16 protein-coding genes are annotated in these 17,757 nt (G+C 43.3%); 11 read left to right on the top strand and 5 right to left on the bottom strand.

The features are described from left to right. Window positions 1–23 precede the first annotated feature (23 nt). The 6 genes from CUU64_RS00750 to CUU64_RS00725 all read left to right on the top strand — a co-directional run bounded on the left by CUU64_RS00750 (window position 24) and on the right by CUU64_RS00725 (window position 6,474). Window positions 24–386 (top strand): hypothetical protein, encoded by a 363-nt coding sequence (locus tag CUU64_RS00750; RefSeq protein ID WP_101631365.1) that lies wholly within the window; start codon window positions 24–26, stop codon window positions 384–386. 316 nt (window positions 387–702) lie between these two features. Continuing rightward, window positions 703–1,692, top strand: a complete 990-nt coding sequence (locus tag CUU64_RS00745; RefSeq protein ID WP_101631364.1) for an ABC transporter ATP-binding protein — start codon at window positions 703–705, stop codon at window positions 1,690–1,692. After that, on the top strand, window positions 1,689–2,657 hold the full coding sequence (locus CUU64_RS00740) for an ABC transporter ATP-binding protein (RefSeq protein WP_101631363.1): 969 nt from the start codon (window positions 1,689–1,691) through the stop codon (window positions 2,655–2,657). Before CUU64_RS00745 ends, CUU64_RS00740 begins: the two co-directional genes overlap by 4 nt. A gap of 56 nt (window positions 2,658–2,713) precedes the next feature. Next, window positions 2,714–4,312 (top strand): ABC transporter substrate-binding protein, encoded by a 1,599-nt coding sequence (locus CUU64_RS00735; RefSeq protein WP_101631362.1) that lies wholly within the window; start codon window positions 2,714–2,716, stop codon window positions 4,310–4,312. A 236-nt stretch (window positions 4,313–4,548) separates the two neighbouring features. Continuing rightward, the gene (locus tag CUU64_RS00730) at window positions 4,549–5,553 is read left to right on the top strand and encodes an ABC transporter permease (protein ID WP_101631361.1); all 1,005 of its coding nucleotides are present in this window, start codon (window positions 4,549–4,551) and stop codon (window positions 5,551–5,553) included. A 21-nt stretch (window positions 5,554–5,574) separates the two neighbouring features. After that, a complete protein-coding gene (locus CUU64_RS00725) occupies window positions 5,575–6,474 on the top strand; it encodes an ABC transporter permease (protein WP_101631561.1) in 900 nt (299 codons plus the stop codon). A gap of 218 nt (window positions 6,475–6,692) precedes the next feature. Here the strand turns inward: CUU64_RS00725 and CUU64_RS00720 are convergent, their stop codons facing one another. Next, on the bottom strand, window positions 6,693–7,091 hold the full coding sequence (locus CUU64_RS00720) for a helix-turn-helix domain-containing protein (protein ID WP_101631360.1): 399 nt from the start codon (window positions 7,089–7,091) through the stop codon (window positions 6,693–6,695). Between the two features lie 326 nt (window positions 7,092–7,417). Here CUU64_RS00720 and CUU64_RS00715 point away from each other — a divergent pair, with 326 nt between their 5' ends. Further along, window positions 7,418–7,879, top strand: a complete 462-nt coding sequence (locus tag CUU64_RS00715; protein ID WP_101631359.1) for a hypothetical protein — start codon at window positions 7,418–7,420, stop codon at window positions 7,877–7,879. An 83-nt stretch (window positions 7,880–7,962) separates the two neighbouring features. Here the strand turns inward: CUU64_RS00715 and CUU64_RS00710 are convergent, their stop codons facing one another. From CUU64_RS00710 to CUU64_RS00700, 3 genes are all read right to left on the bottom strand, one after another. Continuing rightward, window positions 7,963–10,959: a DEAD/DEAH box helicase gene (locus CUU64_RS00710; RefSeq protein WP_101631358.1), complete on the bottom strand. Its 2,997-nt coding sequence runs from the start codon at window positions 10,957–10,959 to the stop codon at window positions 7,963–7,965. Next, window positions 10,952–12,571 carry a hypothetical protein gene (locus CUU64_RS00705; protein ID WP_101631357.1) on the bottom strand — a complete coding sequence of 540 codons (1,620 nt, stop codon included), beginning with the start codon at window positions 12,569–12,571 and terminating at the stop codon, window positions 10,952–10,954. Before CUU64_RS00705 ends, CUU64_RS00710 begins: the two co-directional genes overlap by 8 nt. Before the next feature lie 246 nt (window positions 12,572–12,817). Beyond that, window positions 12,818–13,732 carry a helix-turn-helix domain-containing protein gene (locus tag CUU64_RS00700; RefSeq protein ID WP_101631356.1) on the bottom strand — a complete coding sequence of 305 codons (915 nt, stop codon included), beginning with the start codon at window positions 13,730–13,732 and terminating at the stop codon, window positions 12,818–12,820. Window positions 13,733–13,931: 199 nt separating this feature from the next. Between CUU64_RS00700 and CUU64_RS22410 the strand changes: the two genes are divergently transcribed. Further along, window positions 13,932–14,060, top strand: coding sequence for a hypothetical protein (locus tag CUU64_RS22410; RefSeq protein WP_257985340.1), 129 nt, complete (start codon window positions 13,932–13,934; stop codon window positions 14,058–14,060). A gap of 234 nt (window positions 14,061–14,294) precedes the next feature. Further along, window positions 14,295–14,636: a hypothetical protein gene (locus CUU64_RS00695; protein WP_101631355.1), complete on the top strand. Its 342-nt coding sequence runs from the start codon at window positions 14,295–14,297 to the stop codon at window positions 14,634–14,636. A 153-nt stretch (window positions 14,637–14,789) separates the two neighbouring features. Here CUU64_RS00695 and CUU64_RS21790 read toward each other — a convergent pair whose 3' ends face one another. Further along, on the bottom strand, window positions 14,790–14,933 hold the full coding sequence (locus CUU64_RS21790) for a hypothetical protein (protein WP_180954415.1): 144 nt from the start codon (window positions 14,931–14,933) through the stop codon (window positions 14,790–14,792). A gap of 649 nt (window positions 14,934–15,582) precedes the next feature. On the opposite strand from CUU64_RS21790, the gene CUU64_RS00680 reads away from it, so the two are divergent. Both CUU64_RS00680 and CUU64_RS00675 read left to right on the top strand, forming a co-directional pair. Next, a complete protein-coding gene (locus tag CUU64_RS00680) occupies window positions 15,583–17,040 on the top strand; it encodes a hypothetical protein (RefSeq protein WP_101631352.1) in 1,458 nt (485 codons plus the stop codon). Between the two features lie 141 nt (window positions 17,041–17,181). Next, the gene (locus CUU64_RS00675; RefSeq protein WP_101631351.1) at window positions 17,182–17,736 is read left to right on the top strand and encodes a manganese catalase family protein; all 555 of its coding nucleotides are present in this window, start codon (window positions 17,182–17,184) and stop codon (window positions 17,734–17,736) included. Window positions 17,737–17,757 lie beyond the last annotated feature (21 nt).

Here is a 17,757-nt window from a genome sequence, read left to right as displayed (position 1 = left end):
ATCGCAATGTAAGGAGCCGTCGTATGAGAGATGAAGAGACCTTAAAAATTTGCACTTGTATCTGCCAGTTGGGAAGGGACCATTATGGAACTACAATTTCTTCTGCACATCGTACTACATCATATAAGCAAATAGATAGGATGGAAGAGTTAATCGGTGACCTTATTGGTTTTATAGCAAAAACGAATGCGAAAACGGCAAATGGAGAGAATCAGCTTGCTGAGTTGGAGATTATTCTTGCCCGCCTGGAATCACAATACAAGTACCTCAAAAAAAACAATGACTCACTCCTCAAAAGGATGGCCAGCCTGGAAAAGCGGATGGACCAGCGAAGGCAAAAAACATGCATTATTGCTGGAAGGGCGCAGGGTCATCCGATACTCTAAACAACAAAATTATTTTCAACCTATTCATATCTGCATCATGCTAGCTTAGCCAAATATAAACACGCCTCTTTAAAATAATAAGCACCCCGTTATATATTCCCCGCAACAACCTCCGCAATAAACAGAGAAGAGTGTTATTAACCTCTATTTCCTCTTTTGGCTGCCCACGGCGGTCTTTTTTTTATGACTGTTCTCCCTTTAAAAAAGATTCTCTATTCATATAATTTTCAGAAATTATGTTGTAAATATATGATGAAAATGGCATAATCTAAGTTGGCCTATAGAGAAAGTTACCAGCAAGAAAGGAGTGTGGTCCATGAGCAGTCCAATTATTGATGTGAAGGGATTAGAGACAAGCTTCCTGACAGATGGCGGCCAAATACCGGTCGTAAATCATATCGACTTTCATATTAAACCCGGTGAAGTTTTGGGAATCGTAGGGGAGTCAGGATGCGGGAAGAGTGTTACATCACTATCGATCATGGGGCTTATACCCACTGCAACAGGCAAAGTACAAGGAGAAATCCTTTTTAAAGGTGAAAACCTTGTGAATGCGACTGAAGCTAGAATGCGGCAGATTCGCGGAAATGACATAGCTATGATTTTTCAAGAACCGATGACAAGCTTGAATCCAGTTTTTACAATTGGAGAGCAGCTGATTGAATCCTTAAGAATCCATCGAAAATGGAACAAAAAAACCGCAATGGCAAGGGCTGTGGAAATGCTGAAGCTTGTGGGGCTACCACGGGCAGAGGAATTGGTGAAGGAGTACCCGCACCAGCTCTCGGGAGGAATGCGCCAGCGGGTGATGATCGCGATGGCCATGATCTGCGAGCCGAAGCTGTTGATTGCGGACGAGCCGACTACGGCACTGGATGTAACCATACAGGCTCAAATCCTTGAGCTTATGAAGAAGCTAAATAAAGAGACTGATACCGCTATCATGATGATTACGCACGATCTTGGCGTCGTGGCAGAAATGTGCGAGCGGGTTCTTGTCATGTATGCGGGCAAAGTGGTGGAGGAAGGCGATGTGAAAACCATTTTCCAAAACCCAAAGCATCCGTATACAATCGGCCTGATTCAATCCGTACCGGACATGAGAAAAAAGGTTGAACGCTTATACTCTATACCGGGCAACGTGCCAAAGCCTGGATCACTCCAAATTGGCTGCCAGTTCGCCCCGCGCTGTGCCCATGCTATGGACCGCTGTTTAAGCGAAACCCCTGGCCTTTCCACCTTCGATCATGGACAGCAGGTAAGATGCTGGCTCTATGAAGATCCGGAAAGGAGAAAACAAGCATGACAGAGCCATTGGTCAAGGTAGAAAATTTGAAAAAACATTTTCCGATAAAAGGCGGCCTGCTCGGAAAAACGGTCGGATCGGTTAAAGCCGTGGATGGTGTTTCATTCTTTATCAATAAAGGGGAAACATTAGGGCTTGTCGGTGAGAGCGGCTGTGGTAAATCAACGACGGGGCGAATGCTGCTAAGGCTTTTGGAGCCAAGCGACGGTAAAATTCACTTCGAAGGAAAAGATATAACATCGCTCTCAAACGATGAAATGAGAAAGATGCGCCGCGAGATGCAAATGGTGTTCCAGGACCCGTTCGCTTCGCTCAATCCGCGCCATACGATTGAAAAAATCCTTGAGGAGCCTTTGATCGTCCATGGCGTCAAAAACAAGGCAGAACGTAAAAAACGGGTAAAGGAACTTCTTGAAGTGGTCGGCTTAAGCAGCTGGCACGCTAAGCGATACCCTCACCAATTCAGCGGCGGTCAGCGCCAGCGGATCGGCATCGCCCGGGCCCTTGCTGTGAATCCGAAGCTGATTATTGCTGATGAACCGGTTTCTGCACTGGACGTATCAATCCAATCGCAGGTGTTAAACCTTATGCAGGACCTGCAAAAAGAGTACGGGCTTACCTATCTGTTCATCGCTCATGACCTTGGCGTTGTGCGCCATATAAGCGACCGTGTTGGCGTAATGTACCTTGGAAATATCGTCGAGCTTTCCGACAGTGAACAGCTCTACGAAAATCCAATGCATCCGTATACACAGGCTCTTTTATCGGCGGTGCCGATACCTGATGTAGAACATCGTCAGGAAAGGATCATTTTGCAAGGTGATGTGCCAAGCCCATCAAATCCGCCAAAAGGCTGCCCTTTTCACACAAGGTGCCCGAAGGCAATGGATACTTGTGCAGCGGTGAAGCCGCAACTGAAAGAAATGGAACAAGGCCACTACGTAGCCTGTCATCTTTATGAGTGATAGGGCGTACAAATAAATAGGCATAATTTTAAACAAAATATTGGAGGTCATAAAACATGAAGAAGTCATTATGGCTGTTATTAAGCAGTGTACTTGTTCTTTCTCTGTTTTTAGCCGGTTGTTCGGGCTCTTCCGAAAAAGGAAGCAGCGGCAATGGCGGCAAAGATGGTGGAGGAGTACTTATTTATGGTAAAGGCGGAGATGCGGTATCGCTTGATCCGGCAATCGTAACGGATGGTGAGTCTTTCATTGTTACAGAGCAAATTTTTGAAACACTTGTAGACTTTGAAAAAGACAGCACTGAAATTGTACCAGCCCTTGCAGAAAAGTGGGATATTTCTCCTGATGGATTAAAATATACATTCCATTTACGTGAAGGTGTTAAATTCCATGATGGTGAAGATTTCAATGCAGACGCTGTAGTAAAGAACTTCCAGCGTTGGGCAAGGAGCAAGGATGAAGCAAAATTTGCTTATTATGCTTCCATGTTTGGCGGGTTTGAAGGAGACGAAGGACATATTATCAAAGAGGTAAAGGCTGTTGACGCCAAAACAGTTGAATTTACATTGGCGCGTCCGCAGGCACCTTTCCTAAAGAACCTTGCGATGAGCCCGTTTGCCATTGCAAGCCCTTCAAAGTTTGATTCTAAGGATTTCGGGAAGAACCCTGTCGGTACCGGTCCGTTTAAGTTCAAATCCTGGAAAGCAGGAGATACAATCGAAGTTGTAAAGAATGAGGACTATTGGAACAAGGAACTTCCAAAGCTTGATGGTGTTACATTCAAGGTTATCAAGGATAACTCTGCACGTTTGAATGCAGTAATCAAGGGTGAAATCGACCTTATGGACGGTTTGAACCCAAGCGATATGGGCAAGGTGAAGGAAAACGGCGACCTACAGCTATTTGAACGTCCTTCCATGAACGTTGGCTATGTTGGCTTTAACGTAGAAAAAGCACCATTTGATAAGAAAGAAGTGCGCCAGGCGATCAACCACTTGGTAAACAAGGAAGAAATCATCAGCAATTTCTATGAAGGCACAGCAGAACCTGCGAAAAACCCAATGCCTCCATCCATTGGCGGATACGATGACAGCACTCCGGAATATGAGTACAATGTGGAAAAAGCAAAAGAATTGCTGAAAAAAGCCGGATACGAAAATGGATTTGAGATGGAACTGTGGGCTATGCCTGTTCCGCGTCCTTACATGCCGAACGGACAAAAAGTGGCTGAAGCACTTCAGGCAAGCTTTAAAGAGGTTGGCATTGAAGCAAAAATCGTTACCCATGAATGGGGTCCATACCTAGAAAAAGTCCAGGCCGGGGAAGCACCTATGTACATGCTAGGATGGACTGGAGATAATGGAGATGCCGATAACTTCCTTTACACATTGCTTGATAAAGATTCAATCGGTTCCAACAACTATTCACGTTACAACAATGAAGAAGTCCATACGCTACTAATTGAAGCACAAACGACTTCCGATGAAGCAAAACGCAATGAACTATACAAAAAAGCGCAGCAGATCATTCACGAAGACGCACCATGGGTTCCGCTTGTACACTCTAAACCGCAATTAGCCGGTTCTAGCAAAATTAAAGGGTTCGTTCCGCATCCAAAAGGTACACAGTCCTTCGCGGAAACAACTTTAAACTAATTAAAGTACAAACAGGGGAGTATGGATTTTTTACATACTTCCCTGTTTTTTGGCAGAGGGAAGTTTAGTGTGCAACGCGGGAACACAGGCTAAGTAAGTGTGCTAAGTAATGTGGCAACGCCTATTCTTTGGGCTTCATCAACGCCTTTGGTGTTCGCGTTTAAAAAGGTCTGTAAGCCGCTGAATGTTCTAGTGAAAAGAACAAGAGATTAATAGCATAGGAAGTGGGTGACACTATGTTTTCATATACGTTACGCAGGCTAGGGGGACTCATTCCTGTTTTGCTTGGAATGACATTCATCGTATTCATGATGATCCGGGCAATTCCGGGGAATCCAGCACAGCTTATTTTAGGGCAGCAGGCAACGAAGGAAGCCATTGCCGCGCTTACGGCTGAGCTTGGTTTGGACAAGCCCTGGTATACACAGTTTTTTGCATATTTGGGTGGTATATTTAAAGGGGATCTTGGAGTTTCACTAAGAACAGGAACTCCAATTTCAGAAGAGATTTGGCCATATCTTTCTGCTACGATTGAACTGGCGTTTGTCGCGATGCTGTTTGCGGTAATAATCGGTGTAAATGCAGGGATTATCTCTGCCTGGTTCCAAAATTCGTGGTTTGATTATATTGCCATGATTCTTGCCTTGATTGGAGTTTCCATGCCGGTCTTCTGGCTGGGTCTGATGGAACAATACGTTGTAGCCATACAGTGGGACTTGCTGCCGACGACTGGACGGGATAATATCCGGGATCCGGTTGAGGCGATTACTGGTCTCTATCTAATTGATACTCTAATGGCGGGTAGAATCGATCAATTCATAGAAGTCTTGAGGCATTTAATACTGCCTGGATTTGCTCTTGGTACGATTCCGATGGCCATCATTGCGCGGATGACGCGCTCGTCAATGCTTGAGATTATGCGTTCTGACTTTATTCGTACAGCCCGTGCAAAAGGAATGAAAATGTTTTGGGTTGTGTACAAGCATTCTCTTAAAAATGCACTTATCCCGGTTGTAACGGTTATTGGACTTCAAACGGGACTTTTACTTGGCGGTGCGATCTTGACAGAAACGATTTTTGGATGGCCGGGAATTGGGACATATATTTATGAAGCAATTGGATACCGGGATTATCCGGTGATTCAATCCGGCATTCTTGTTATTGCTACAATCTTTGTTCTGATTAATCTTGTCGTCGACTTGCTCTATGCAGCTATCGATCCGAGAATTAAGTATAAGTAGGAGGGGAAAAAGTTGACTGAAATTGCAAATAACACACCTCCATTACTGCCTGGACAGGTACAAGCAACAGAGGAAAAAGCTGTTTCCCCATGGAAAGAGGCGTGGAAAAGCTTTAAAAAGAATAAGCTGGCAATCGTTGGTTTAGTGCTTGTTTTATTCTTTATCCTGCTTGCTATATGCGCACCACTAATCGCTCCGTACGAATATGATAAGGTAACACTGTCGGATAAACATCTACCGCCTTCAGGAGAACATTGGTTTGGAACGGATGAATTCGGGCGTGATATTCTTACTCGTATCATTTATGGAGCAAGGATTTCAATCTGGGTTGGTTTTCTCTCTGTTGCAGGCTCTGTCATTGTGGGCTCATTACTTGGCATTGTTGCTGGTTATTACGGAAAATGGGTGGATACAGTAATTTCGAGAATATTTGATATCATTCTCGCATTCCCAAGCATTTTACTGGCCATAGCGGTAGTCGCAGCTTTAGGGCCGTCACTCAGAAACGCTCTTATTGCAATTGCAATTATTAACGTGCCTACCTTTGGGCGGCTGCTTCGATCAAGGGTACTAAGTGTGAAAGAGGAAGAATATATTACAGCAGCAAAGGCGATAGGCATGAAGGATTCAAGGATATTGCTCCATCATATCCTGCCGAACAGCCTGGCGCCAATCATTGTCCAGGGGACGCTCGCGATTGCCACAGCGATTATTGAGTGCGCCGCGCTCGGATTCCTAGGGATGGGTGCACAACCACCTACAGCTGAATGGGGCAAAATGCTGGCAGACTCTCGTGAATTTATTATCGAGGCGCCATGGACCGTTCTATTCCCAGGTCTCGCCATTATGCTTACGGTGCTTGGTTTCAACCTCATGGGAGATGGACTGCGGGATGCGCTTGATCCACGAATGAAAAACTAGATAGGTAGACGGTATAACCATACCTTTACGAACGATCGTTGATGACCGTGCCATGCAAAAAGATTGGCGCGGTTCTTTTGTAAATACTTTTTGTCTAATTTGTATTTAAGTGCTCTATCTGTGGCTTATAAAAGCATGTAGAGGTACAAGATAAACAAAAATGCAGCTTCCGTTGTTTCGGAGCTGCTTTTTCATTTACTTTATTTAAATATCGTAATCTATTTCTTTTTTATCCCCCGGATAAAGGTTTCCAGCATTTCATTGATTTGCTGCTGTTTTTTTGGAGGGAGCATGTCTATTTCAAGAAGAAGTTTTTTTAGCCGTGGGTTATTTTTTAATAAGTCCTGCAACAAAAGTGAGTCGTGATCTTTGCTATTTACTAGATAGGAGGATCTTTTCTCTTTGCTCTGGACAGGACCGGTGAGTTCTGAAATCAAATAATCTGAATCGATATCGAACAGTTCGGCATAGCGGATAAGCACTTCGATATTGGGAATCTGGTGCCCGTTTTCAAACTTACTGATGGTCGCCCGGCTGATGTTTAATTTAGCGCCGATATATTCCTGCGTCCACTCTTTCTCCTTCCTTAGATTCCTTAATTTATTGCCCAATTCCATCACTGATTCCCCGTTTTTTCACATTTACTTAAACGTACAACTACACACGGGAAAAATAATGATATGAAACAAAAATGAACATAATATAATGTTCTAATTTAGAACAAAATTTATTGATAAAATGTTCACTGCTTTAGGAATTACTGCAAGAAAGCAAGATAACCTCAATTTTTAAAAATTTTTACTATGGAAATGAAGAAAACAAGATATGACAAAATGCTGGCAAAATTGAGAAAGACACAAAAAATTCAGTTACATAAAAAGACAGAAATTTTGTAAAATGAATATAAAACGGAAATGGCATCCATTTTGCTTAAGGAGGTAACATGAAAGAATTTATCTTGTTATGTATGAATGGGAGGGAGACAACGAGGCAAGAACCATTCATAATTGTAAGCGCTTTACAAAAAGGCGCCCAACCCACAAGCCTGGCACCTATCTCATTCTATGATATTCTGCAGTACACCCCAGATCCAGCCAGACAGAACCGTACATCAAATAAAATGCACTATCGTGAATATACCCTGGTTAAAGACATCAGCTTTACAGTCAGTACCCCATGCAGCATGGAGACAATTACAGTCCACTTTACTTTAGAACAGGACAAACTCATCATCCAAAAGGAAGACGGTCAAACCGCCAAGAAAGACTACATCCTGCTGGATATACTACAAAACTTTGGAATTATAAAAGGTAATAACCTATCATTTTTAACCGTATTACGGAAAAAAACAAAGGCGGCGGTCAATCCCCCGCCGCTTTACCGCACAACTGCAGCGGGGGACTAACTCCCGCCGCTTTAACTTATCACCGTGTAGGGGGTCAGACCCCTCGTGCTTTAAAGCGTCACCGTACTGGGGGTCTGACCCCATTAATGAAGGGCGACGAGTTCCTTGATTTCGTTGGTGGAAAGTTCGGTAATCCAGTTGTCGCTTGAGATGATTTCGTCGTTTAGGGCTTGCTTTTTGTCAAGCATAGCATCGATTTTTTCTTCAAGCGTGCCGGTGCAGATCAGCTTATGGACATGGACAAAACGTTTTTGCCCGATCCGGTAAGCTCGGTCAGTTGCCTGGTTTTCGACTGCAGGGTTCCACCAGCGGTCAAAGTGGATGACATGGTTTGCTGCTGTTAAATTAAGCCCTGTTCCGCCTGCCTTCAGTGATAGAATGAAAATCGGAAATTCTCCGTTCTGGAAGCCTTCTATCATATCATCACGTTGCTTTTTACCAGAGCTGCCATTCAAGAATGGAACTACAAATCCATACCGTTTTTCAAGCAACTCCTTCATCATATTTCCCATCCCGATATACTGGGTGAATATAAGACAGCTTTCATCCTGCTCCTGGACGGCATCAACGAGTTCTGCAAGCTTCTCAAGCTTGCCAGAACGTTTCGGTGCGTCCATGATATCCGGTACTTCCTCTTTAAGGTAGAGGGCCGGATGATTGCAAAGCTGTTTTAACTTTCCAAGCATCTGCAAGATGATGCCTTTGCGTTCAAATGCAGATAACTGTTCAATATCGGCAAAGGTATCCTGGATGAGCTGTTCGTAAAGGGAAGCTTGTTCGGAGGTTAACGGGACAAATTCCTTTTGTTCCTGTTTATCCGGCAAATTCAGCGCCACTTCCTTGTCACGCTTCGTCCTTCTAAGCAGGAACGGCTGTATTAAACTTTGTAATTCCTTTATTTTGCCTTTTTGTTCTTCCCGTTCAATACTCGCAACGTATTTCTCCTGGAATTGCCCGAGCGTTCCAAGATACCCTTTATTGATAAAGTCAAAAATGGCCCACAACTCACTTAAACGATTTTCCATCGGTGTGCCGGAAAGGGCTACGTGATGCCGGCCCTTCAGCTTTCTGACGGCACGCGACTGTTTGGTCTGGGCATTTTTGATATTCTGCGCTTCATCTAGAATGATGCTGTTCCATCTTACGGAAGCCAGATCATCAAAATCCTGGTGCGTCAAACCGTATGAAGTTAGCACAACATCGCACCCCGAGGCTTTCCTTATAAATGTTTCCCCTTTAGCCCGGCTTGACCCGTAATGGAGATGAACCTTCAGATCCGGTGCAAAGCGCTCAAGCTCCCGCTGCCAGTTCCCAAGCACGGAAGTCGGACAAACAATGAGGGAGGCTGGCACAAATGGATGGGCAAGGTATCCGCCGGCAATGGATTCTTCACCCGTATCTTCCTCGTTAGGAAGCTGGTCAGAACCGTCCTCTTCCTCTTCAACAATAACCGTGTGGGCTTCCTGGGCGTTCTGGTTTTCAGCAAAGCCAATTTCACCGCCATCAAGCTCCTGCTCCTCTTTTATATGCAATAGATAAGCAATAATCTGAACGGTTTTCCCTAGACCCATATCATCTGCCAAGCAGGCGCCAAACCCGTTTTCACGCAAGAATGAAAGCCAGCTCATTCCTAATGACTGATAGGGGCGTAATTCCCCATGCAGGGCTTCCGGCGTTTCCAGAATAGGAATATTCCTTGTTTCCCGGAGCCTGCCTATCATCTTTCGCAAATCCCGGTTCAGTTCAAATTGGATTTTCAGCATTTCAGCGCCTTCATCTTCATCATCTTCGTCAACTTCGGAAAGGAATTCCTGATGAAGCAGATCGTTCAGCTGCAGCCCCTTTTTATTGGCTTCTTCCATCAGTTCTTGAATTTGTTTGATTAAGGATGGATCCAGCTTGACCCATTGGCCGCGAATGTATACAAGTCTCCTTTTATCCTCCACGAGCTGTTGAAACTCCGCTTCGGATAAATCCTCGCCATTGAGGGAGAAGCGCCAGTCAAAATCCATCAATGCCTGCATGCCGACAAAGGAAGGGCCGCGGGTCGACTGGCTCTTTACCCGGGCTTTGATTTTCAGAGACGACTCCCTTAGGGCTAACCACCACGACGGTAACAGGATTTCTGCCCCTAGAAACATCAGCTTTTCACTAGCTTCGGTTAAAAATTCCCATGCCTCAAATTCTGAAAGTTCTTGTTTAAAGGAATTGTTTTCTTCAAGCCATGGAACTACCGTTAGCCATCTCTGGACCATTTCATCGATTTCACCGCTAAATTTTTTCCAACCGCGCGGCAGCTTTTTATCAGGAAGGCTCACTACTTCACTTTCATCCTTTTTGGAACGAAGGATCACATTAAGTTTCCAAGGACCTTCCCCGTTAAATGGCTCCTGAAGCTTAAGCCCAATCGTAAACGGCTTAGCATCTTCTGATACCCCCAGCCATGCAAGCCAGCTGTCGCGGTCGAAAAACGCTTGAAGCTCGTCTGGGGAAAGGCGAGTCTCTTTTAATGCTCCAAGAGCGCGTTGCCACTTCTCCTTCATGGGTGAATAGGTTTCAAGGAACACGCTGGCTGCATTATTGTACCAGCTGTTGATAAATTCCCTAACCTGAATTTGTTCTTCTTCTTGTATGGGACTGGTCTGCTCAATGCGCTCATCCCAAAAAGAAGGGGAAAATTCATCCTCAACTTCGCTGGGAATTCTCCAGGCTACTTTCCCTTGTTGCAGGCTTTCAAAATCGGGTACGGGCATGCCGTCGATGATTGTTTCATAAAGGACAGGTGCCGCCGATAAACAAAGGGAGGACAGCTCAGACCAATCCCATTCGATAAAGGAATTAAAGCCTTCTGTGGCAAACAGGTTTAGCAGGCCCCAGGCATCGAGAATGAACATGGGAACGCCATCGACCGTGTCGATATCAAGCCGTGTCCCATAGTAGCTAGCCTTATCCCAGGTAAAAAGCTGTTTGTGGACAGATTGTGGATGTAAATAGCGATTTTGTTCATCTGACACTGCAATGGCATAGGTTCCATCTTCGAGTGCAGTGGTGTAGACCTTAAGATATCCTTTATTAATCATGGATCAGCTTACCCCTTTGCAATTCTTCTTGGAAAGCGCGCAACCGTTTAGTCGATTCTTTTATATACTCCAAATATTCCTGGAATGTTTCTTCTTCTTTCAATTTCTTGTATAACGTCCTCATCCGTTTCAAATAGCGTACCGCCTGTTTGTAAGCAGACCGATTTTTTTGGCTGATTGTATACTGGACGGCATGATAGTATAGCGGCAGCACAAGAGCCGGGTCATGGGCAGCCACTTTTTTTAGATTTTCGGTACCGATGACATCGATGCTTATATCTGAATAGATGTGCATTTCCACCCATTTTTTATACTGTTCCTGCTCAAAAAGGAAATTGGCATAATTCCAGTAGCTGTATGGCAGGCATTCCCGGTAAAATTTCTCAAGTACATCCATTCGTTTCATCTTGTAGCAGTAGGTGCTCACCGGACCAGAGAAGGTTCTCACAAAATCTGTGGCCTTGTAATAATCAGACAATTCTTTTAAGAAGCTGCGGATATTCATATTAAGAAATTCAATGAAAGGGGCAGCACGATGGTCCGACTCAAGATCAGACAGCCTTTTTAGCCAATAGTAAAGGTAAGGGCAGGCGTTTTGATCCAGCTTATTTAGGAGGGCGGCGGCCTTTTCGTCGTGTCCGGAAAGCATGCTTAAATGAATGGCTGCAATCCTGTAGGACGTTTCTTCAATCTGGTGAAGCGACCCCTCGGCGAGTTTTTCCTGAACTCTTTCCAGCTCTGCCTTCCTCCAGGAGGAATTAGTCAAAAGAAAGCTCCAAATGGAACGGTACACATCTGTTTTTTCATATTCTAATGCTTCCCTGCCATCGAGTAGGCCTGCCACATCATCCCGGATTCCTTCAAAAAAAGGATCAAAAGCAAACGGTCGTGCCTGTCGGCTTACATGCTGTACGGATACATGCAAATCCTCGGCCATATCGTCCGCAAGTGAATAGAAAGCGCGTATCACTTGTGTTTTTTCTATATTATTTTGAATGAGTTCCACAGCGAGCAATAAAGTTATGAAGTCGGCTACAAAGGAATAAAGGTTTTTCCATTCCCGCTCCATTGGCGTTTTTGACCTTATTTTTTGCAGATACGTCCGGATTTTATCATCCAGAAGGTAAGCTGGGAGCTGAAGGTTGCTTTCAATGTCCTCCCTGAACGTGGAAGTGAAAAACTCCTTCCAGCCCTGGTAGTTTTTTTCTAGGGCGGCATTCGTCTGTGTTTTCAAAATGTCGCTGGCCCTCTGGATTGGTAAAGGATTTTTCGAATTAGCAGCAATGTTGCGTCCCCGAAAGCGAAGAACCCATTCGCTAACACTCCCAAGTTCGGAAAAGGCGAAAAAGAATACGGCCATCCGGTGGCGGCAAAAGGACTTAGAACCGCAGCTGCAGATGCTTAAGGAAGCTTCGTGCTTATCCAGTTTGACCTCGACGGGAACGACATCCTGAACCTTCGCGGATATAAAATCATCTGTTTCTTTTTTATCGGACACAAGCTCCTGGCGGTACAGAACCAGCCCTTTTTGAACAACGGCAAGATCCTCCGGGACTTTTGGATTTAATAAATCCTCGAGCTGGTCGGTAAACAACATCAAATCCGTACTCATACTTGGAACCTCCTAAAAAAACCGGTAAACCGGGTGACTTTAATATTTTACCCATATTGGAAACGTGGGAGACCTTCACATCTGGGGTCAGTCCCCCAGCATGGTAACGCGTTAATCCAGTGGGGGACTGACCCCCAATATCTATATCTTTTTATTATACTTCATTTTAGAAAAAAATTAGAATGGTTCGGTAAGGGTTTATGAACAGGGATGAAGGCTTGCAGTATAAAAGAAGAAACCAACCCTTTATGAAGGGATGGTTTCGTCAGTAGAGAGTTTGTTTTCGGTTGTCCACTTTTCCAGCTTTTTATTAATAAACGTGATAAAACGGTCATCCTTCTGTAACTCAAAGATTAGCCTTGCTTTTAGCATATTCTCCTTGGCAGAGTGGAAATCCCCTAAAAGCTCAAAATTATAACCGATATGGTAATGGAGCTCCCCCAGTAAAAAGAGGCTGCTCTTAGCTATGCACCATTTGATTGCTTCCTCACAGCGCAGGACGGATTCTGCATATCTTTTTACCCTTGTAAGTGTACGGGCCATATTATAGTAGATATGTGTTTTTACCGTACTATCGGATAGATAGGGAAGTAACGATAAATAATTATTGCAGGAACTGTATGTTTCAATAGCTTTGCCATAGTCTTTTTCCTCAAAATATATGGAACCAATACTAAGGAGGATTTCGATTTCTCGTTCCGAATGAATCTTTTCGGTTGGCTGGGTCAGGGCAATCGCTCCTTCTAGGGTTTGGATCGCTTGCCCGGTCATTTTATAAACCATATATTGATAAATCCCTTTGTGCCAGAGCAATAGCTGGTAATTTCGTTTATTTTGCTTAAAGAGGGGATTGTTTTCTTCAGATTTAACTATTTGCTCTATTTCCAGGTAATTCATATTCTTGCGGGCGGTTTTTAATTGAGTCTCAACCTCTTGGACATAATCCAGTCTTGGTGTCATCCCAATATCAAAGAAATAGTTCACATCTACACCTAGACGTTGCGATATGAGATAAAGAGTGGATGCATAAGGATAAACATCACCTTTTTCAATCTTACTGATCTGTGCCTGGGTGCAAATTCCTTTAGCCAGTTCTCCCTGAGAAAGGCCGATTTGCTTGCGCAGCTCTTTAATTTTTTGTCCGATTATGGAAAAGTCCATAAACATTTCCCCTTAAAAAATATTCCTAAAGTTATAATTTTGAAAAAAACATAAGGAAATCATGTTTCATCTACCGGTAAACGAGTTTAAACGCACGAGGTGGGAAATTAATGTTCCGGTAAATTATGGTTAAATATAACTATAGAATGATATTTTAATTAAATTCAATATTTTATGTACAAAAAAGGAGGATTTACCCATGAAAAAGAAATTGTCTGGATTACTGGCGGTCGTTGTTCTAGTTGCTGGATTTACACTAATTGGAACCAAAGAACTACCAACACAGTTCAGTACTGTCGGCACTAAGGAATTACCAACTCAGTTCTAAGCACTAGTTTCTTAACAAAATAGCTCCGTCACAGTAGATGTACTTCCAGTCCGGTGGTACATCTTTTTTTATGACAATATTCACGATATTCCTATAATTATATTTTACTATGGAAGATAGAAGATTTCCTGCTTAATTTCCGATTTCCCTAGCTTTTTAGCTTGTAAATAGGGATAACAGCCCGTTTTATTTCTGGTATAGTGAAAATAATAAAATGGAGAGAGGTGTAAGGGAATGGCTGAAGTGAATATGAAAATCCGACCTTCTTTTTATGAGGGAGAATGTGCGATTGTGTTTTCCTTTTCTTTTGTTTCTGCCAGTGGCCCGGTAGGAGAGGCGGTCGTATACACTTGTGAGGATAAAAAATCGGTTACATCAACGCTTAGCGATAGCCCATGCAGGGAAAAGATTGCTTTTGTCAAAGAACTCGAGATCACGGAGGAATATAAGGACGCCTCGATGGAAAAAATGAAACATTTTCTAAGCATTCTTGGAATCAATAAATGCATCCCTAACACAGCATATAAACTTGTAAATAGAGCAGAGTACAGTTCTTTAACTATCACTTCGAAATGAAACAGAAGGACATTAGAAAAGGTGCAGGGTCCTCTTTTGAATTTACCTTTGTAAACCTTGATCGTGCTGAAAATATTAATGTTGAAAATAACCCAGCCAAGAAAGTGCGTAACGCAAAAAAACCCAAATCAGCAACAGCCCGATATGAGTCTTTTAATGTGATCTATTTTTCTTAATTTTATCCAAAAAATCCTTCATTTGTTTCCTTGAATTATTTCCTGATGCTTTCGCTCCCAACCAGGCTTTGCCATCACTCTTGGCAAGCTGGCGATCGAGCTTAAATCTCTCTAGCCTCAATGCTGTCTCCCCTTTGTAGTAATCTTGTAAGTTAATTTCTGATTCTATATGAATGTAAATACCCAACCATGTAAAAAGTAAAACCACTTTGTAAAAAAATATTAAAAATTTTTCCGGTTTATTTTACACAATACCATGATTTAAATGGAAGGATTTAAAAATATTCCTATAGTTATATTTTTTGTAAATAGCCTACCTTATGGTAGGGAAATTAGTGTGTAAATCTTCGTAATCTGGAAATAGGGCATTTTACCGGGTTTTGTACAGAATGGTCTTCATGATTAAATATTAGTAACGGTTATTTGGCAGGGGTATTCCTCTTCCCTAATAACTTTTGGAGTGTAATGAGTCAAATTTGTCGGAGAGTAACGAATTTTTCTTGCTCTTCGGGAACACCCTCAGTTCTAGTACCCAATTTGGGCGGGAGCATTTTTGGATGCATCCGCCGTAGCCCGCAGGCGGAATGCTTGCGGGATTTTTTATGTTTAGAATAAATACTAGCCTTTGATAGCATCTTATTTACTATCAATAACCATATCATTTTACTCAGAAAAGCCCAGTATGTCGCCGTTTGAACCATCTTTCGAATGGGTACCATTGTAAAGATGACCTAACCGGGGGCAATCCCCATGCCGCGGAGGAATTAAATATGGGAGATTTTCAAGAAAAGAACCATCAAATGACGGAAGGGCTTAGGGCTAAACGGTCAACGCTCCAGTTTATTTTTCCTTTTATGTTGGAGGAAAACAAAACAAAGAAATTTGTGGATCGTTTAGTAAAGGACCATTTCACTTTTTTTCAACTGAAGAATATGGATCAGCAGGATAAGTTCTATGGTGGCGTCAAGGTTAACCACCGAATGCTTGAAAAGTACTTCCTTCCGAATATAGAACCGATTTTATTTCCCTCCAACATGGAGGACAAGCAGGGAATTCGGCGTTTTACAAAAAGTGTGGAACTAACGTCTACTTTTCGGTCTCCTAGTTTACATACGGACTTTACGATTCATTCATTTGATATTTTCTTATGCCCGTTCCACATTGGCATTATGAATATAAGAGTATCGTTGCCCGAGGATCTAAGTTATACCGATGCCTTGTATTTTGCTGACACTTTCAGAGTAATGGAGCCAATTGTAGAAGACGAGGAAAACACCACCATTGCTAGTGGAAATGCTTCCTATAGCAAGGTAAAGGATTTTATCTTCAATGAATTAACGCCGGTCATGAAGGATTTTATCGACCAACATAAAGCGGATTCTTCTTATTTTGGCAGCCTGCCGTTTTTCATTGATGAGCGCATGTATGTGATCGGTTATATCTCCTTGCCAGAAGGCAGCAAGGTCTCTAAAGCCGATTTACACCGGGCGGGCCAATTAAATGGGTATGACCGTGGCGGAAAGCCGTTTGTCGGGGCCACCAACCCTGATTATATAGAAAGGTACTACAGAAAAAATGTATATGACCGCTGGGCTGATGAGACATATTATGTCGCGAGCGAATATAGTTTTTTCTGTGTGACAAGTGCGAAGGATAAATTAGAAGAGCTGCTTGTTAGCCAGATGTTCGGTCAGCACTATTACGGCCTTCTGTTGTGTTTTTACTATAAAATCGTTCTGCTGAAGCTGACGCATGAACATTCGAAGATTGATATAGAAAAGGACCAGGATCAGACGGAATTGCTGATTGTGATGATTACGGAGTTTTCTGCGAAGTATCATTTCCCCGAAGTGAATAGTACGACGTCGGGAAAAGAAATATTCCATATCGTCAAAGCTGTGTTTGATCTGGACCGGCTATATGAAGACGTAAAAAAAACGCTCTCCAGCCTGTATCAGAACCAGGATCAAATGGCTACAAACAGGAATAATTATTTGCTCCAAATCCTCACCATCTACACTGTGATTTCCGGAATTTACGGCATGAACCTCGTGATTGAAGATTGGAAAGGTAAAATCGGCTGGGCAAAAATCCCAGACTACAGCTTCTTTGAACTCATCTCCTTGTTCGTAGCGCTCTCCGGCATTATCATTTCAGCCATTCTAGGAATCATCTCACTAAAAAATTGGCTCAAGGAAAAACGCAGCCGCCAAAATCGAATATTTTAATTTGGGGGTCAGTCCCCCGGCGCTTCACAGCAGCACAGCGCCGGGGGACTGACCCCTTTAATAAGCAATAACCATACTTTCCTCATAACATGAGTATGTGTTCATGTGAAATTCACAGTTTCAAGGAAAGAAGTGTTGAATATGTTTTTTCACATCAAGGAATTGCAATATCAAGCTAAACCGATGCGCCCTGATCCTGCGTTTGCAAGAAAGCTGCAGGAAATATTAGGTGGAAAATTTGGCGAAATGACGGTTATGATGCAATACCTATTTCAAGGGTGGAATAGCCGCGCGGAACAAAAATACCGCGATTTATTGCTTGATACCGGAACAGAAGAAATTTCCCATGTTGAAATTGTCGCTACGTTAATAGCCCGCCTTCTGGATGGCAGCCCTATGAAGGAGCAAGAGATGGCAGCAATAGCAGAAATTGAAGCAAAAGAAGGGAAAGTGGCTCCAGGAACCTTTCCTCAAGAAAGAGAAAGGCGGGAATTCTCTTACACGTTCTTCAACCTGTCCAGGGGTGACGAAAGCAGTATGGGACGTTGGGCATCTGGTCCGTCCATGGATGGGTGCGGCGTGTTCCAATACGTTCGTCAACCACAACCTTACGGCGAACCTCCATTCCTGAACCCGGCACCTCCCTATGTACATGATACGCCACCCGGACCTCTTCCAAATCCTAGCATGTGTTAAGAGTCCATTAAAAACTAGCGA

The organism is Bacillus sp. V5-8f, assembly GCF_002863565.1.
Classification (GTDB): domain Bacteria; phylum Bacillota; class Bacilli; order Bacillales; family DSM-1321; genus Peribacillus.
Note: the sequence above shows the minus strand (reverse complement) of the source record. Positions and strands in the feature narration are given on the sequence as shown.

What these genes read in the sequence shown, in the direction of transcription:
- CUU64_RS00720 (WP_101631360.1), bottom strand. Translation starts at nt 7,091, where the DNA reads ATGGAATTGGGCAATAAATTAAGGAATCTAAGGAAGGAGAAAGAGTGG.
- CUU64_RS00705 (WP_101631357.1), bottom strand. Translation starts at nt 12,571, where the DNA reads ATGAGTACGGATTTGATGTTGTTTACCGACCAGCTCGAGGATTTATTA.
- CUU64_RS00680 (WP_101631352.1), top strand. Translation starts at nt 15,583, where the DNA reads ATGGGAGATTTTCAAGAAAAGAACCATCAAATGACGGAAGGGCTTAGG.
- CUU64_RS00700 (WP_101631356.1), bottom strand. Translation starts at nt 13,732, where the DNA reads ATGGACTTTTCCATAATCGGACAAAAAATTAAAGAGCTGCGCAAGCAA.
- CUU64_RS00745 (WP_101631364.1), top strand. Translation starts at nt 703, where the DNA reads ATGAGCAGTCCAATTATTGATGTGAAGGGATTAGAGACAAGCTTCCTG.
- CUU64_RS00730 (WP_101631361.1), top strand. Translation starts at nt 4,549, where the DNA reads ATGTTTTCATATACGTTACGCAGGCTAGGGGGACTCATTCCTGTTTTG.
- CUU64_RS00750 (WP_101631365.1), top strand. Translation starts at nt 24, where the DNA reads ATGAGAGATGAAGAGACCTTAAAAATTTGCACTTGTATCTGCCAGTTG.
- CUU64_RS00735 (WP_101631362.1), top strand. Translation starts at nt 2,714, where the DNA reads ATGAAGAAGTCATTATGGCTGTTATTAAGCAGTGTACTTGTTCTTTCT.
- CUU64_RS22410 (WP_257985340.1), top strand. Translation starts at nt 13,932, where the DNA reads ATGAAAAAGAAATTGTCTGGATTACTGGCGGTCGTTGTTCTAGTTGCT.
- CUU64_RS00695 (WP_101631355.1), top strand. Translation starts at nt 14,295, where the DNA reads ATGGCTGAAGTGAATATGAAAATCCGACCTTCTTTTTATGAGGGAGAA.
- CUU64_RS00710 (WP_101631358.1), bottom strand. Translation starts at nt 10,959, where the DNA reads ATGATTAATAAAGGATATCTTAAGGTCTACACCACTGCACTCGAAGAT.
- CUU64_RS00715 (WP_101631359.1), top strand. Translation starts at nt 7,418, where the DNA reads ATGAAAGAATTTATCTTGTTATGTATGAATGGGAGGGAGACAACGAGG.
- CUU64_RS00740 (WP_101631363.1), top strand. Translation starts at nt 1,689, where the DNA reads ATGACAGAGCCATTGGTCAAGGTAGAAAATTTGAAAAAACATTTTCCG.
- CUU64_RS00675 (WP_101631351.1), top strand. Translation starts at nt 17,182, where the DNA reads ATGTTTTTTCACATCAAGGAATTGCAATATCAAGCTAAACCGATGCGC.